Annotated in this window: 12 protein-coding genes; 7 read left to right on the top strand and 5 right to left on the bottom strand. The window is 76.2% G+C overall.

Translation table 11 applies throughout. From position 1 onward, the window contains the following. The first annotated feature begins 12 nt into the window (after positions 1–12). Together IU369_RS12875 and IU369_RS12870 are read left to right on the top strand one after the other, a co-directional pair. Positions 13–705, top strand: coding sequence for a Type 1 glutamine amidotransferase-like domain-containing protein (locus IU369_RS12875; protein WP_217921386.1), 693 nt, complete (start codon positions 13–15; stop codon positions 703–705). 47 nt (positions 706–752) lie between these two features. Beyond that, positions 753–1,643 (top strand): hypothetical protein, encoded by an 891-nt coding sequence (locus IU369_RS12870; protein WP_217921385.1) that lies wholly within the window; start codon positions 753–755, stop codon positions 1,641–1,643. Here IU369_RS12870 and IU369_RS12865 read toward each other — a convergent pair. From IU369_RS12865 to IU369_RS12855, 3 genes are all read right to left on the bottom strand, one after another. After that, complete coding sequence (locus tag IU369_RS12865) at positions 1,618–2,292, bottom strand: SDR family NAD(P)-dependent oxidoreductase (protein WP_217921384.1); 675 nt, start codon at positions 2,290–2,292, stop codon at positions 1,618–1,620. The two genes, IU369_RS12870 and IU369_RS12865, sit on opposite strands and share 26 nt — an antisense overlap. 10 nt (positions 2,293–2,302) lie before the next feature. Beyond that, complete coding sequence (locus IU369_RS12860) at positions 2,303–2,920, bottom strand: phosphatase PAP2 family protein (RefSeq protein ID WP_217921383.1); 618 nt, start codon at positions 2,918–2,920, stop codon at positions 2,303–2,305. A 1,586-nt stretch (positions 2,921–4,506) separates the two neighbouring features. Then, positions 4,507–4,692 (bottom strand): hypothetical protein, encoded by a 186-nt coding sequence (locus IU369_RS12855; RefSeq protein ID WP_217921382.1) that lies wholly within the window; start codon positions 4,690–4,692, stop codon positions 4,507–4,509. Between the two features lie 101 nt (positions 4,693–4,793). Here IU369_RS12855 and IU369_RS12850 point away from each other — a divergent pair, with 101 nt between their 5' ends. From IU369_RS12850 to IU369_RS12830, 5 genes are all read left to right on the top strand, one after another. Further along, positions 4,794–5,741, top strand: a complete 948-nt coding sequence (locus tag IU369_RS12850; protein WP_217921381.1) for a quinone oxidoreductase family protein — start codon at positions 4,794–4,796, stop codon at positions 5,739–5,741. A 17-nt stretch (positions 5,742–5,758) separates the two neighbouring features. Continuing rightward, positions 5,759–7,276: a helicase HerA-like domain-containing protein gene (locus tag IU369_RS12845; protein ID WP_425516825.1), complete on the top strand. Its 1,518-nt coding sequence runs from the start codon at positions 5,759–5,761 to the stop codon at positions 7,274–7,276. Between the two features lie 4 nt (positions 7,277–7,280). Beyond that, entirely contained in the window at positions 7,281–8,225 is a 945-nt protein-coding gene (locus IU369_RS12840; RefSeq protein WP_217921379.1) for an HpcH/HpaI aldolase/citrate lyase family protein, read from the top strand. A 192-nt stretch (positions 8,226–8,417) separates the two neighbouring features. Beyond that, positions 8,418–11,291 carry a diguanylate cyclase gene (locus IU369_RS12835; protein WP_217921378.1) on the top strand — a complete coding sequence of 958 codons (2,874 nt, stop codon included), beginning with the start codon at positions 8,418–8,420 and terminating at the stop codon, positions 11,289–11,291. A 28-nt stretch (positions 11,292–11,319) separates the two neighbouring features. Next, entirely contained in the window at positions 11,320–12,546 is a 1,227-nt protein-coding gene (locus tag IU369_RS12830; RefSeq protein ID WP_217921377.1) for a YibE/F family protein, read from the top strand. A gap of 1 nt (position 12,547) precedes the next feature. On the opposite strand, the gene IU369_RS12825 is transcribed toward IU369_RS12830, so the two are convergent. Continuing rightward, positions 12,548–13,897, bottom strand: a complete 1,350-nt coding sequence (locus IU369_RS12825) for a sensor histidine kinase (protein WP_217921376.1) — start codon at positions 13,895–13,897, stop codon at positions 12,548–12,550. Continuing rightward, the gene (locus IU369_RS12820; protein ID WP_217921375.1) at positions 13,894–14,565 is read right to left on the bottom strand and encodes a response regulator transcription factor; all 672 of its coding nucleotides are present in this window, start codon (positions 14,563–14,565) and stop codon (positions 13,894–13,896) included. The genes IU369_RS12825 and IU369_RS12820 overlap by 4 nt, the downstream gene beginning before the upstream one ends. Positions 14,566–14,595: the final 30 nt, after the last annotated feature.

Genomic DNA, 14,595 nt, shown 5'->3' with positions numbered 1-14,595 from the left:
AGTCTGGCCGGGATGACACGCAACATCGTGGCCTGCGGGGGCGGGGGCTGGTCCTCCGACATGCGGGGCGGAGCCGTCGAGGACTACATCCTCGGTCTCGCGCGCTCCGACCGGCCGCGGGTGCTGCTGCTGCCGACCGCGAGCGGCGACTCGGACTGGCTCGTCGCACGGTTCCACGAGTTCTTCGGCCGCCTGCCGTGCGAGCCGTCGCACCTCGCGCTGTTCCGGCCACACCCCGAGGACCTGGAGGAGCGCCTGCTCGCGCAGGACGTGATCTACGTCGGCGGCGGGAGCAGCGCGAACCTGATGGCGGTGTGGGGCGTCCACGGCATCGGGGCGATCCTGCGGACCGCGTGGGAGCAGGGCGTCGTCCTCGCCGGCGTGAGCGCCGGCGCGATCTGCTGGTTCGCGTCGGGCCTGACGAACTCGCTCGGCCCCTCGTTCGCCCCCGTCGCGGGCCTCGGCCTGCTGGCCGGCGGCTTCTGCCCGCACGCCGACAGCGACCCTGGCCGGCTCGTCGCGCTGGGCCAGCTGATCGACCGTGGCCTGATGCCGCCGACGCTGGCGGTCGATGACGACGCGGCGGTCCACATCTCGGGCGACGGCGTGCAACGCGTCCTCTCCGGCGCGCCGGGGCGCGGGGCGCGGATGGTGGGCGCGGACGGTGCCGAGGAGACGCTCCCCGCCCTGGCGCTCGCGACCTGACACACGATCTGGACTTATCCGAAGTCCAGATATTAGGGTGACCGAATATGGACGCCCATCCGGATCGTGAGCGGCTGGTGCCACCCGACCTGGGGGCCGCGGTGCGCCGCGGGTGGCGGGGGCTGACCGTCGTGCCCGATGGGGGTGGCGGCCGGGTGCGCCTGGCGTGCGCGGTGCCGGCCGCCGAGATCGAGCCGCTCGCGGACCGGGGCCTCGCGATCGGCACGCCCGGTGACGTCGGATCGGACCGCCGGACGGGGCCGCGGCGCGTGGTGATGGCCCTCGTCGGCGACCCGTCGGTGTCGATGTCCCTCGACCTCGGGTTCGCGGACGCGCGCGTGCTGCTGGGGCGCGTCGGGACGGAGGGGGCGATCGACCTGGTGTGGGTCGGGGCGGAGGACGGACGGCCGCGACGCCGTGACGTGGTGGCGTTGTCCCGCCCGACGGCGGAGCGGCTGCGCCGGGAGGCGGCGGTGCAGGGGGAGTGGCGCACGACGGACCCCGCGCCGGACGGGTTCGGGACGCGGGAGTGGCGGGCGGAGGCGGCCCGGCCGGCGGCGGCGCGACTGGCGTGCGGTGTCCGTGGGGGCGCGCCCGTCGTGGTGGTCGCGCCCGTCGGGCCGTACGTGCTGGAGCCGTTGGGGCGTCCCGACCTCGAGCTGGCGTTCCCCGCGGGCCCGCCGGTGCCGGAGGCGGGCCGCACGATCCGCCTGCGCTTCGACGACCCGGAGCAGCGGGTGCTGGCGGACCGGCTGCGGGACCAGGACTCCGTCGCGATCCTCCTGGTCGACGAGGCGGGCCGGTGGATCGCCCAGGTCGACCTCGCCCTCGGCGCGGACGGCCGGCGGCTGGTGGAGGACGCGGTGCGGGCGGCGGGGCGTCGGGCGGAGCGGTTGCGCCCCCGTCCGGCGGTCAGGCCTCCGGGCCGACCTCGGTGACGCCGGGGTCGTCGACGGCGTCGGCGATCCGGCGGGCCCAGTCGCTGGGGTCGCGTCCCTCCGGCAGGCGGGGTGCGGTGCCGGCGATGGGGCGTGTCTCGAGGCCGGTCGCGAGGTGGGGTGGGCGGACGTCGACGAGGCGCAGTCCGGCGCGGCGGAGCTCCCGCCCGGCGGCGCGGTCGAACGCGGTGAGCGCCGCCTTGGACGCCGAGTAGGCGGCCATCCCGGCGGTGGGCATGTCGGCGACGATGGCCGACAGGTTCACGATGACGCCGCCCTTCTCCATGTGGGCGGCGGCGGCGCGGGTGAGGCGCGCCGGGGCCGCCACGTTGACCTGCAGCAGGGTGGTGAGGGTCGCGTCGTCGAGTTCGGCGACCGGTCCGAACGCGACGACTCCGACGGCGCAGACGACGGCGTCGAGTCCGCCGAGGGCGGCGTGGGCCTCGGCGACGACGCGGTCGGGTTCGCCGTCGCCGGTGAGGTCGGCGGCGACGGCGAGCGCCACCGAGGGCCCGAGGTCGGCGGCGAGGGCGTCGAGGGCGGCGGCGTCGCGTCCCGTGACGGCGAGGTCGGCGCCGCGGCGGGCGAGCTCGCGGGCGACGAGGCCGCCGATGGCGCCGGTCGCCCCGGCGACGAGCACCCGGCTCATGTCGCGGTGCTCAGGCGGTGAGGGGGCGTGGCCACCGTCGCATCCTCGCGGTGAGGGCGGGGGTGCTCAAGGTGGTCCGCCACCGTCCTGCGGGGATGGCGCGCTGGGAGGTGACGATGACGACGACGGCGATGAGGAGGCCGAGGAGGGCTCCGGCGGTGATGTCGACGGGGTGGTGGACGCCGAGGTAGACGCGGGAGACGGCGACGAGGGAGGCGAGCGCGAGGGCGGGGGCGCGCAGCGACGGGTGGAGGGCGGCGACGATGCCGGCGGCGGCGAACGCGCTGGTGGCGTGGCCGGAGGGGAAGGAGGAGTCGCCGGGGAGGCCGATGAGGGCGGTGAGGGACGGGTCGGCGAGGGTGGGCCGGGCGCGGTCGAAGAGGTCCTTGAGGCTGCTCGACGACAGCGACGCGAGCGCGAGCGCCGCGGCGGCGAGGGGGATCGTGGGCGGGAGCGCCCGCGGGCGGCGCGCGAGTTCCGCGGCGACGCCGATCGCGGGGATGGCGAGGCTCTTCACCCACCACTCGGAGGCGAGGCGCATGACAGGTGTCACGGGGCCGGCCCGCAGCGCCGTGACCGCGTCGAGGAGGGCGCGGTCGATGCGGACGATGATCTCGACGGGATCCACGCGGGGCAGGGTAGACGAGCGCCCCCGCCGGGGGCCGTCCGCGGGTCCGGGCGGGGGTGCGACGCGGCGGCCGTGGGTCGGGGGCGGCGCGGCGGGCGCCGTGGCCGGTCGCGCGCCCCGGCGCCGCTGGGAGACGACCGTCCCCTCGTAGTTCGGTGCACCTCACCTCACCGCTTCGGTCGGTATGCTCCCCGGGACGTGGCGAAGACGAAGAAGAAGATCAAGATCAAGAAGAAGTGCTGCGACTCGAAGCGCCTCTGCGCCGGATGCCCCCTCCGACCCGAGAACCGCAGCAGCCGCAAGCGCGACTGACGCCCCCCCGGGCCCCGTTCGACGGGACCCGACGGCCGGCTCGTCCGCCTGATCCGAGATGGCTCGACGCGTGTGGTGGCCCCGTCCGCCAGGGCCTTGCTAGGCCCCGTCGCCGGTGGAGGGCCAAATGGACCTCCGTGACGGTCCAAGTGGCCGTCTCGTCACCCGCCCCTCTCCCGACCCCTTTCCGCCGGCCGTCCACGACTCACCGATACGTTCCATGTGGCCGAGCGTCGAGGTCCACGTGGCCGGGAGGACCCAGGGAAGCGAAGGGGATCGAGGCCGGCGGGAGCCCCGGCCGTAAGTGTCTCGGCCACTTGGACCCGGCGGCGGGGTCCATTCGCACCCCGGACGGCACAGGGCTGACACGGAGTCGTCGCGGTCGTGGTGTCCCGCGTCGGTCCCCGGTCGTCACGATCGACCTCGATGGCTCGCAGCTTCTACAAGGGTGAACCGCTCGGGAAGCTCCCCCCGTGTGCGATCTGCGTGGGGGCGGGTCGGGGAGGTCGCGCGGAGCTGCACCTCCCCGGTGGGGTCAGCGTGTGGTTGTGCGCCGACCACCGCTCCGAGGAGTTCCAGTGTCGGCGGGCCGGGCGGGACCTCGTCGCCAGCCTCATGGCGGTGTGGCGAGGCGCGGGGTGCTTCACCGCCCGGCGCTCCCGTGCCCTCGACCTGCACCGCGCACGGCTCCGGAACCGCGCCCTGCCCCGCGACCTCCCCGGCTCGTACGCGTGGCCCGACCTCCGCCGGGAGGCGGAGGCGCTGTTCGCATCCGGCCACCGTCCCGCGGAGGTGATCGCCCGTCTCCGGGAACGGGAACGCCGCGGACCCGCCCGGCCTCCGAGCGTGCGGACGATGCGCCGCTGGTTCCGCGACGGCCGCTGGCTCGGCGGACCCCCCGAGCCGCCGCCTCCGCCCCCCTCTCCGCCCCCGCCCCCGCCTACTGGGCCTCCGGGCGGAGGTGCCGGCGTCGAACGCCAACCCTCAGGGAACGGACCAGGATCCGGGTCCCGCGTCCCGGCCGGCGCGACCCCTCCCGTCGGTCCCCAGAAGCGGTTCGCCGCCCATACCCGGCATCCGCTCGCACGCGGCTCAGGCCACCCCTCGGGGGCCGGACCAGGATCCGCGTCCCGCCTCCCGGCCGGCGCGACCCCTCCGGTCAGTCCCCGGAAGCGGTCCGCCCGCGCGCACTCCCGTCCGGCGTCCGTCTCGGCCCACCGTCGTCCCCGGGCCGCGCCCCGCCGGGGGGCGACCCGGGTCCCGGTGCGCTCGCTCTAGGCGGTGGGGGCGGGGACCTGGTCCCCGCCCATGAGGCGCTCGCCGATCCCCATGCAGCTCGGGCACGTGTGGGGTTCCAGCGGACCGCCACCGGCCGGGGCCGCGTAGAGCTTTCGCTGGCCCCAGCACGTGCCGCAGGGGACCCAGACGCCGTCGTGCCCATCAGGGTTGCTCTGGTTCATGGGGCCAGTGTGAGCCGGGGAACCGGCACCGCCTTTGGCCGGGTGGCCAACGATCACCGGCGGGGCGTGCGACCGGCGGGCGGCGTGTAGCGTGCCCGGGCATGCGTGGACTGAGCGTCACCGATCGGGGCGCGACCCCCGTCGTCGCGGAGGTGCCGGAGCCCGTCGCGGGGCCCGGAACGGCGCTCGTGCGCGTCAGCCGGGCGTCGATCAACCCGCTCGACCTCGCCATCGCCGCCGGCCGGTTCTACATGCCGGTGCCCGACCCGCCGTACGTCCCCGGCGCCGAGATCGTCGGTGAGGTCATCGCCTCCGAGGCCCACCCGCCCGGCACCCGCGTCTGGGCCATCGGCCTCACCGGGGGGATCGCCGAGGTCGCCGCCGTCCCCGAGGCCGCGCTCGTCCCCGTGCCGGAGGGATGCGACGACGACCTCGCCGTCGCCCTCGGCATCGCCGGCCTCGCCGGGTGGATGCCGGTGCTCGACCGCGGCGCCCTCGTCCCCGGGGAGACCGTCGCCGTCCTCGCCGCCGGCGGCGCCGTCGGGCAGGTCGCCGTCCAGGCCGCACGCTCCGCCGGCGCCGCCCGCGTCGTCGCCGTCGCCCGCAGCGACCGCGGTCGCGCGCGGGCCCTCGACCTCGGCGCCGACGTCGCCCTCCCCACCGGGCCGGACCTCGCCGACGCCCTCCGCGCCGAATGCCCCGACGGCCTCGACCTCGTCATCGACCCCCTCTGGGGCGACTCCGCCGTCGCCGCGCTCGCCGCACTCGCCCCCCGGGGGCGCCTCGTGCAGGTCGGCAACGCCGAGAGCCCCACCGCCGCGATCACCGCCGGGGGCCTCCGCGGCCGCCGGCTCGACATCCGTGGGTTCTCGGTGCTGGTCGAGGAACCCGAGCGCCTCCGGACCGCCTACGCCGAGCTCGCCGCCGCCGCCCTCGCCGGCGAGGTGGTGCTCGACGTCACCACCGTCCCGCTGGAGGGCGCACCCGACGCGTGGCGCCTCCAGGCGGAGGGCGCCGGCGGGATCAAGACGGCCATCGACCCGCGGTGAGCGACTTCCACGGGGACATGGCGGCGGGATACACGTTCGCCGGCCCCACCATCCGCCTCGGCCGCCCCTTCGCCGTCCCCGAGCAGCCCGACACCGGCGTCGAGGTCGCCATCCCCGTCGGCTTCCTCAACCGCCACGGCCTCATCGCGGGCGCCACGGGCACCGGCAAGACCCGCACCCTCCAGCTCATCGCCGAGCAGATCTCCCAGGCCGGCTGCCCCGTCTTCGCCGCCGACATGAAGGGCGACCTCGCCGGCATCGGCGCGCCCGGAACCGCCGGCGACCGCATCACCGCCCGCGCCACCGAGCTCGCCACCGCATGGGCGCCGGCGGGGTGCCCCGTCGAGCTGATGTCGCTCACCGGCCGGGACGGCGTCGCCATCCGCGCCACCGTCACCGAGTTCGGCCCGACGCTCCTGTCGAAGGTGCTCGGCGTCAACGAGACCCAGGAGTCGAGCCTCGGCCTCGTCTTCCGCTTCTGCGACGAGAAGGGCCTGCCCCTCATCGACCTGGAGGACCTCCGCGCCGCGCTCGCGTGGCTCACCGGCCCCGGGAAGGCGGAGCTGAAGACGCTCGGCGGCATCTCCACCGCCACCGCGGGGGTGCTGCTCCGCAAGGTCTCCCAGCTCGAGGCCGAGGGCGGCGGCGTGTTCTTCGGCGAGCCCGCCTTCGACGTGATGGACCTGCTGCGCACCGCCCCCGACGGGCGCGGCATCGTCTCCGTCCTGGACCTCGTCGACGTGGCCCGCCAGCCGGCGCTCTTCTCCACGTTCCTCATGTGGGTGCTCGCCGAGCTGTTCGAGCGGCTCCCCGAGGTCGGGGACCCCGAGAAACCGACGCTCGTCTTCTTCTTCGACGAGGCGCACCTCCTGTTCGACGACGCCTCCGACGCCTTCCTCGACGCCGTCGCCCAGACGGTCCGCCTCATCCGCTCGAAGGGCGTCGGCGTCTTCTTCATCACCCAGCTCCCGACCGACCTCCCCGACGAGGTCCTGTCGCAGCTCGGCCACCGGGTGCAGCACGCCGTCCGCGCCTTCACGCCGAAGGACGCCCGCGCCCTGAAGTCGGCCGTCGAGACCTTCCCCATCACCGAGCACTACGACCTCGCGCAGACGCTCCAGTCGCTCGGCGTCGGCGAAGCCGCCGTGACGGTGCTCGACGACCGCGGCGTCCCCACCCCGGTCGCGGCGACGCGCCTCTACCCGCCGGCGTCGCGGATGACCCCGCTGCTGCCCGAGGAGCGCGCCGCCACCATCGCCGCGTCGCCGCTGACGCCGCGGTACGCGAACCGCCTCGACCGGGAGAGCGCCGCCGAGATGCTCGAGGCGCGCATCGCCGGCGACGCCGCCCGCGCCGAGGAGGTGCGGACACGCGCCGCCGAGCGCCCGCCGCCCCGTGAGCCGGCCCGCCGCCCCGCCCCACGCGCCGACGACACCCTCGCCGACCAGGTGCAGGACATCCTCGGCTCCGGCGTCGGCAAGCAGGTGGCGCGCGAGGTCGTCCGCGGCATCTTCGGGATGCTCCGCCGCCGCTGACCCCGTGACCCGGCCCGCCCGCGCCCGGCGCAGCTGCCACGTCGTCCCCGGCTCCAGCCCCCGGATGCTCGGGAAGGCCGCCGGGCTGCGCGCCGACGAGGTCATCCTCGACCTCGAGGACTCCGTCGCCGCCGGCGCGAAGGGCGACGACGTGCGGGCCGCCGTCGCCGCCGCCCTCACCGGCGGGCTCGCCGCCGGCACCCGCGCCGTGCGGGTCAACGCCGTCGGCACGCCCCACCACCACCGCGACCTCACCGAGGTCGTCGCCCGCGCCGGCGCCGCCCTCGACGTGGTGGTGCTGCCGAAGGTCGACGACCCCAGCCACGTCACGTTCGCCGACCACCTCCTCACCGCGCTCGAGGCCGAGCACGGGCTCACCCCCGGACGCATCGGGCTGGAGGTGCAGATCGAGACGGCCCGCGGCCTGCAGGACGTCGCCGCCATCGCCGCCTGCCGCCCCGCGCGGGTCGAGGCCCTCGTCGTCGGCCCCGGCGACATGGCCGCCTCGCTCGGCATGCCGCACACCGTCATCGGCGGCCCCGTCCCCGGCTACCCCGGCGACGGATGGCACCACGTCCTCATGGCGGTGCTCGTCGCGGCCCGCGCCAACGGCCTGCAGGCCGTTGACGGGCCGTACGCGCTCATCCGCGACGCGGCGGGGCTGCGCGACGCCGCGCTGCGGTCCCGGGCCCTCGGCTACGACGGCAAGTGGAGCATCCACCCCGACCAGATCGCCGTGCTCGACGAGGTCTACGGCGTGCCCGCGGAGGACCTGGAACGGGCGCGGCGGGTGCTGCGCGCCCACGCCGACGCGGCCGCCGCGGGCGCCGGCGCGGCGTCCATCGACGGCGAGATGATCGACGAGGCCACCCGCGCGATGGCCGAGCGGCTGGTGGTGCGGGCCCGTGCGGCGGCGGACCGCGAGGGCAGGGACGACCCCGACCCCTAGGCCGTCACGCGACTGTACCTTCGTCTCCGCGACCTCGACCCTTGGGCGGGGGATGGCGGGTTGCGTTCGTCCGGTGGAATCACAAGGCTTGCGAAAGCGATGTGCCCGAGCTCGCCACGCATCCTCCTCGTCGAAGACCGCGGGGGGCTGGCAGACCCCGCCGCGACGGTCCTGGGAGGCGTCGGGCTGCCCGTGATCGCCGAGCGGGCGCGCGACTCCGCGGCCGTCGGCGCGGCCCTCGACGCGGACCCCGTCTCGGTGATCGTGATGGTCTGCTCCGATCCGATGCTGCTGGTCGAGGCGGTCCTCCGCGTGATCCGCGGACGCGGCCTCGACGTGCCGGTGATCGTCGTCGCCACCACCCCCGGCGAGTCCTCCGCGGTCGAGGTGATGCGGGCCGGCGCCGTCGACTACCTCCGCCGGGACGAGCTGGTGCGGTTGCCGGTCGCCGTCGAGCGGGAGCTGCGCGAGGCCGCAGGCCGCTCCGCCCGCCGGCGTGCGGAGGCCGCCTACTCGGGCCTCAACGACCGCCTCACCGGGTTGCTCCGCGCCGCCCGCGGGATGGCCGTGGTGATCGCCGACGCCGACGGGGTCATCACCGAGTGGGGGGAGGGCGCGCACCTGCTGCTCGGCCACACCGCCGAGGAGGTGGTCGGCACCGCCGACCTCACCGTCGGGCACGACCCCGAGGAACTCGCGGGCCTCGCGCGCGAGCTGGGGAGTCCCACCGGCCTCGCGGCGCTCCTGCAGGACGCGATCTCCGACAACGAGGCACGCGAGTGGAACCTCGTGCGCCGCGACGGCACGCGGGTGCCGGCGGCGCGGACGATCGCGCCCATCCGCAGCGCGTCGGGGAGCGTCACCGGCTACGTCGGCCTGGCCCGGTCGATCGCGCGGCGGCGCCGCAACGAGGACGAGCAGGCGGCGCTCACGCGCCTCTCGACGGTGGTGGCCTCGGGCGCCGCGCCCGAGATGGTCTTCGAGGAGGTCGCGCGGGAGGCCGCGGTCCTGCTCGACGCCGAGACCGCCGGCGTCAGCCGCTTCGACGGCGACCAGGGAGTCGAGGTCGGGTCGTGGAGCGTCGAGGGCGTCACCTCCCTGCCGCTCGGGGCCGTCACCCCCCTCGGGGGCAACTCGGGGATGGCGCGCGTGTCGCGCAGCGCCCGGTGCGAGCGGATCCACGACCTGTCGGAGGAGCTCGACGAGGAGACGGAGCGCGCCTGGGGCGGTCCGATCGACGTCCGCGGCGCCCTCGTGTGTCCGCTGCACGTCGACGGGCGGCTGTGGGGGGCGCTGCGCCTCGGGTCGTCGCAACCGGGGTTCTTCGGGGCCGACGACGAGACCCGCCTGCGCCGGTTCGCGGGCCTGACGGAGATGGCGATCACCAGCGCCGAGGCGCGCGAGCGGATCGTCGCGGACACCATCGCCGGCGTCTTCCGCAGCGACCTCGACGTCGACGCGACCCTCGACATGGTCATCGCCGCCGCCCTCCGCGCGCTCGGGGCGGACCGGGCCACCTGCTACGTCCACGACGAGGAGGCCGACACCGTCGCGACGGTGCGGACCACCGAGACCGATCCGCAACGCCGGGCCTTCCTGCGCGCCGCGATCGGGATGACGCGGTCGCGGATGCCGGTGTGGCAGCTCCTCGTCGAGCACCCCACCCCGACCATGATGATCGGGGACGTCGCCGGCGACCCCGCCATCCCGCCGGTCATCGCGAAGGGCCTCGGCGCGGGCGCGCTGATGGGTCTGCGGCTGGAGCACCCCTCCATCCACCGCGCCGGCACGCCCCTGCTGCTCGGCACGATCTTCCTGTCGTTCCGCCGTCCCCGCGAGTTCACCGAGCGCGACCGGATCGCCGCGGAGAGCCTGGCGGGCATGGCGGCCCTCGCCCTCGCCAACGACCGCCTCCACGCCGTCAACGTCCGCACCCGGGCGGAGGCCGACGCCCGGTCGGCGCGCGACCCGCTGACCGGCCTCGCGAACCACCGCGGGTTCCAGGAGCGCCTGTCCCAGGAGGTGACCCGCGCCCGCCGCCACGGGCGCCCCCTGTCGCTCGCGCTGATCGACATCGACCGGTTCCGTCGCGTCAACGAGCAGCACGGCCACCAGATCGGCGACCGGGTGCTGCAGGAGATCGCCCGCCAGTTCCAGGAGTCGGCCCGCGACACCGACCTCGTCGCCCGCGTCGGCGGCGAGGAGATCGCGTGGCTGATGCCGGAGACGGAGGCGATGGAGGCCTGGCAGGCGGTCGACCGCGCCCGCGAGGCCGTGGCGCGCACGACGCTCGAGGGCGTCGGGCGGGTGACCGTGTCGGCGGGTGTCTGCGACCTCGCCCAGTCGGGCTCGGCCGGCGAGCTGCTGCGGCTGTCGGAGGGCGCCCTCTACTGGGCGAAGCAGCACGGCCGCGACGTGGCGTTCCTCTACTCCCCCGAGGTGGTGGAGGAGCTGTCGGCGGAGGAGCGCGCCGAGCGCCTCACCCGCATGCAGGCGCTCCAGAGCATCCGCGTCCTCGCCCGCGCGGTGGACGCGAAGGACACCTCCACCCGGGAGCACTCCGAGCGGGTCGCCGACCTCGCGGTGTCGCTCGGCACCGCGATGGGGTGGGACTCCGAGCGGCTCGTCCGCCTGCGCGAGGCGGGCCTCGTGCACGACGTCGGCAAGATCGGCGTCCCCGACCGGATCCTCTTCAAGCCGGCCCGGCTGTCGCCGGCGGAGTACGAGGAGATCATGCGCCACGCCGAGATCGGCGCGGAGATGGTCGCCGACGTGCTGACCCCGGAGCAGGTGGCGTGGGTGCGCGGCCACCACGAGCGCTGGGACGGCCGGGGCTACCCCGACGGCCTCGCGGGCGAGGCGATCCCGGAGGGCGCGCGCATCCTGGCGCTCGCCGACTCGTGGGACGTCATGACCTCGGTGCGCTCGTACCACGTGCCGCTGTCGATCGACGACGCCGTCGCGGAGCTGCGGCGGTGCTCCGGCGCGCAGTTCTCGGCGGAGGTCGTCGAGGCGATGCTCGCGCTCGTCGTGTCGGGCGCCTTCTCGTCCACCGCTGGCCCCTGACCGACCCGGCGTCCCCCGGCGGTCCGGCGTGAGGGAGGGGCGGCGGCTGCCGCGGCCCTACCGCTCCCGCGCCGCGAACGCGCTCGTCGTCGCCCTCGCGGTGCTGGCGGTGGCGACCGCCGCCGGTCTCATCGCGCTCTGGCCGCGCGGCGACGCGATCCCCGCCCCGCCGGGCGTGGGGTCCCTGCGCACCGAGTCGGCGCGGGTGACGGTCGTGAACGCCGAGGGCTGCCGGTCGGCCGTCGCCGGCGACCCGGCGGCGACGCCGGGGGTGCAGGGGTGCCGCCGGGTGACAGTGCGGCTCACCTCGGGACCCGACGAGGGCGACGCCGCGGGCTTCGACATCGGGGGGCCGGTCGACATCGACGTCGGCGACCGGGTGCGGGTCGCGGCGACCGGCGTCCCTGCCGACGCCACCGTCGGCGGGGTCACCGCCGACCGCTACGCGTTCTCCGACTTCGAGCGACGCTCGACCCTGCTGTGGCTGACGATCGCCTTCGCGGTGATCGTGATCGCCACGTCCCGGTGGCGGGGCGCGCGGGCGCTCGCCGGGCTCGCCGTCAGCCTCGGCGTGGTGCTCCTGTTCGTCGTCCCCGCCATCCTGGAGGGCGCGTCACCGCTCGGCGTCGCGACCGTCGGCGCCCTCGCGATCATGCTCGTGACGATCCCCCTCGCCCACGGGACGGGCCCGAAGGCGGTCGCGGCCGCCCTCGGGACCGCCTGCGCGCTGCTGCTCACCGTCGTGCTCGCGCGGCTCGCGACCTCCCTCGCCCACATCACCGGCTTCTCGTCCGAGGAGGCGACGTTCCTCAGCGCGACGACCACCGACCTGTCGATCCAGGGGCTGCTGCTCGCGGGCATCGTCATCGGCGCCCTCGGCGTGCTCGACGACCTGACCGTCAGCCAGGCGTCGGTGGTCATGGCGCTGCGGCGGGCCGACCCGTCGGCCGGAGGCCGCCACCTGTTCCGCGAGGCGCTGTCGGTCGGCCACGACCACATCGCGGCGACGGTCAACACCCTGGTGCTCGCCTACGTGGGGGCGTCGCTCCCGGTGCTGCTCGTCTTCAGCGTGGCGGGCACGTCGACGTCGGACGCCGTCAACAGCGAGGTGGTGGCGAGCGAGATCGTGGCGACGCTGGTCGGCTCGATCGGCCTGATCGCGGCGGTGCCGATCACCACCGGCATCGCGGCGCTGCTGGCGACGCGCGTCGAGACCGAGCGCCTCGGCGACGCCGCCCACGGGCACACCCACTAGCTCAGGCGGCCGGCAGGCTCACGGTGAACGCCCCGCCACCCGTGGGGGCGGGGTGGGCGGTCACGTCGCCGCCGGCGGCGCGCGCCAGGCGGCGGGAGAGGGGGAGCCCGAGGCCGGCGCCGCTGCGGTGCGGGTCGCCGTCGCCGGGGTCCTGCACCCCCGGCTCGAAGATCGCCTCGTGGCGGCCGTCGGCGACGCCGGGGCCGTCGTCGCGCACCTCGATCACGACGCCGGGCGCGGCGTCGGCGACGGTCACCGTCACCCGGGCGCGGGCGAACCGGCAGGCGTTCTCCACGACGGGCTGCAGGATCCGCTCGACGACGGGGGTCTCGACGCCGGCGCGCACGTCGGGCTCCCCCCGCAGCACCAGCTCGACCCCGCGGTCGTCGGCGAGGGGCGTGCAGGCCGCGATGACGTCGGCGGCCGCGCCGCGGGGGTCGCCGGTGCCGCGCGGCAGCAGCGTCTCCTGACGGGCGGTGGCGATGAGGGTCTCGACGGTGGCCTCGATGCGCTCCGCCCCGGCGCGGATGACCTCGAGCGCCGCCCGGTACTCCTCGGGGGTGCGCTCGCGGCGCAGGCCGAGGTCGGCCTCGGCGCGGATCTGGGCGAGGGGCGTCCGCAGCTCGTGCGACACCTCGGCGGTGAGGCGCCGCTCGCGCCGCATGCCCGCCGCGAGGCGGTCCATCAACCCGTCGAGCGTCGCCGCGAGGTTGGTGATCTCGTCGTGCGGGGGCCCCGCGGCGAAGCGGTTGTCGAGGTCCCGCTCGCTCCACGCGGCGGCGTCGGAGGTCATCCGCGAGACGGGTCGCAGGGCGGCGCGCAGCAGCAGCGCCGACGAGAGCGCGACGGCGCTCAGCACCAGCACCCCGAGGGCGGTGGACGCGACGAGCGCGAGGAACCGGGTGCGGTTGTACGGCTCCAGGGAGATCGCGGCGACGATGGTGCCGACGCGGCGGTCGCCGTCGAGGACCGGGAGCGAGTAGAGCCGCGCCCGGGACCCCAGGTCGGTCGTCCCGGGCGCCTCGTCGGCGAGAGCCGCGGCGGCGCGGTCGAGCTCCACGTCGGCGGGGGGGCGCCGCAGGGGGACGGTCCCCTCGAAGACCCAGGCGCGCGTCTCCAGGCGGGGCGCGACGATGTCCTCGGGCGGAACGATGCGGCCGTCCTCGACGATCAGGGCGGCGAGCTCGCTCTGGGCGCGGCCCTCGACGATCTCCTCGGCGTCGTTGTCGAGGCTGCGCGCGAGGGCGACGTTGAAGACCACGATCAGCAGCACCAGGGTCAACCCGACGCCGCTGACGATCAGCAGGAGCAGCCGCGTGCGGAGCGCGAGCGGCCGCCGGCGACCCTTCACCGGATCGCGTACCCGACGCCGTGGACCGTCTCGAGGGAGGGGGCGGCCTCGAGCGTGCGCAGCTTGCGTCGCAGCCGCGCGATGTAGGCGTCGAGCGTGTTGTCGTTGACGATCGCGCCGTGGGGCCACCCCGCCCGCACCAGCTCGCGGCGGCGCACCGCCTCGCCCGGCCGGGCGAAGAGGGCGGCGAGGATGCGGAACTCGGTCGGGGTCAGCCGCACCAGGGCGTCGCCGGCGCGCAGCGCGTGGGACGCCGGGTCGAGCTCGGCGCCGCCGGCCCGCACGGCGCCGCCCGCGCCGGGCGACCGCCGCACGGCGACCCGCAGCCGGGCGAGGAGCTCGTCGAGGGAGAAGGGCTTCGAGAGGTAGTCGTCACCGCCCGCCTCGAACCCGGCGAGGCGGTCGACGAGGGCGTCGCGGGCCGTCAGGAAGATGACGGGCGAGTCGATGCCGCGGGCCCGCAGCGCCTGGCAGGCGTCGCGGCCGTCGCAGTCGGGCAGGCCGATGTCGAGGACCACGGCGTCGGGGCAGACGACCTCGACGCGCTCCAGCAGGCGGGCGCCCGTGTCGAGCGCCTCGCAGCGGAACCCCTCCTCCTGGAGGCCACGGACGAGGACCGACCGCAGGGCCGCGTCGTCCTCCACGATCATCACGAGCGGTGTGCCCATGCCGCCAGTATCGCGTGCCGAGGGGCCGCC

Origin of the sequence: Miltoncostaea oceani (genome assembly GCF_018141545.1) — a bacterium.
Lineage (GTDB): Bacteria > Actinomycetota > Thermoleophilia > Miltoncostaeales > Miltoncostaeaceae > Miltoncostaea > Miltoncostaea oceani.
This window is presented reverse-complemented; position numbering and strand designations above follow the sequence as displayed.

What these genes read in the sequence shown, in the direction of transcription:
- IU369_RS12850 (WP_217921381.1), top strand. Translation starts at nt 4,794, where the DNA reads ATGCGTGGACTGAGCGTCACCGATCGGGGCGCGACCCCCGTCGTCGCG.
- IU369_RS12845 (WP_425516825.1), top strand. Translation starts at nt 5,759, where the DNA reads ATGGCGGCGGGATACACGTTCGCCGGCCCCACCATCCGCCTCGGCCGC.
- IU369_RS12875 (WP_217921386.1), top strand. Translation starts at nt 13, where the DNA reads ATGACACGCAACATCGTGGCCTGCGGGGGCGGGGGCTGGTCCTCCGAC.
- IU369_RS12870 (WP_217921385.1), top strand. Translation starts at nt 753, where the DNA reads ATGGACGCCCATCCGGATCGTGAGCGGCTGGTGCCACCCGACCTGGGG.
- IU369_RS12820 (WP_217921375.1), bottom strand. Translation starts at nt 14,565, where the DNA reads ATGGGCACACCGCTCGTGATGATCGTGGAGGACGACGCGGCCCTGCGG.
- IU369_RS12855 (WP_217921382.1), bottom strand. Translation starts at nt 4,692, where the DNA reads ATGAACCAGAGCAACCCTGATGGGCACGACGGCGTCTGGGTCCCCTGC.
- IU369_RS12865 (WP_217921384.1), bottom strand. Translation starts at nt 2,292, where the DNA reads ATGAGCCGGGTGCTCGTCGCCGGGGCGACCGGCGCCATCGGCGGCCTC.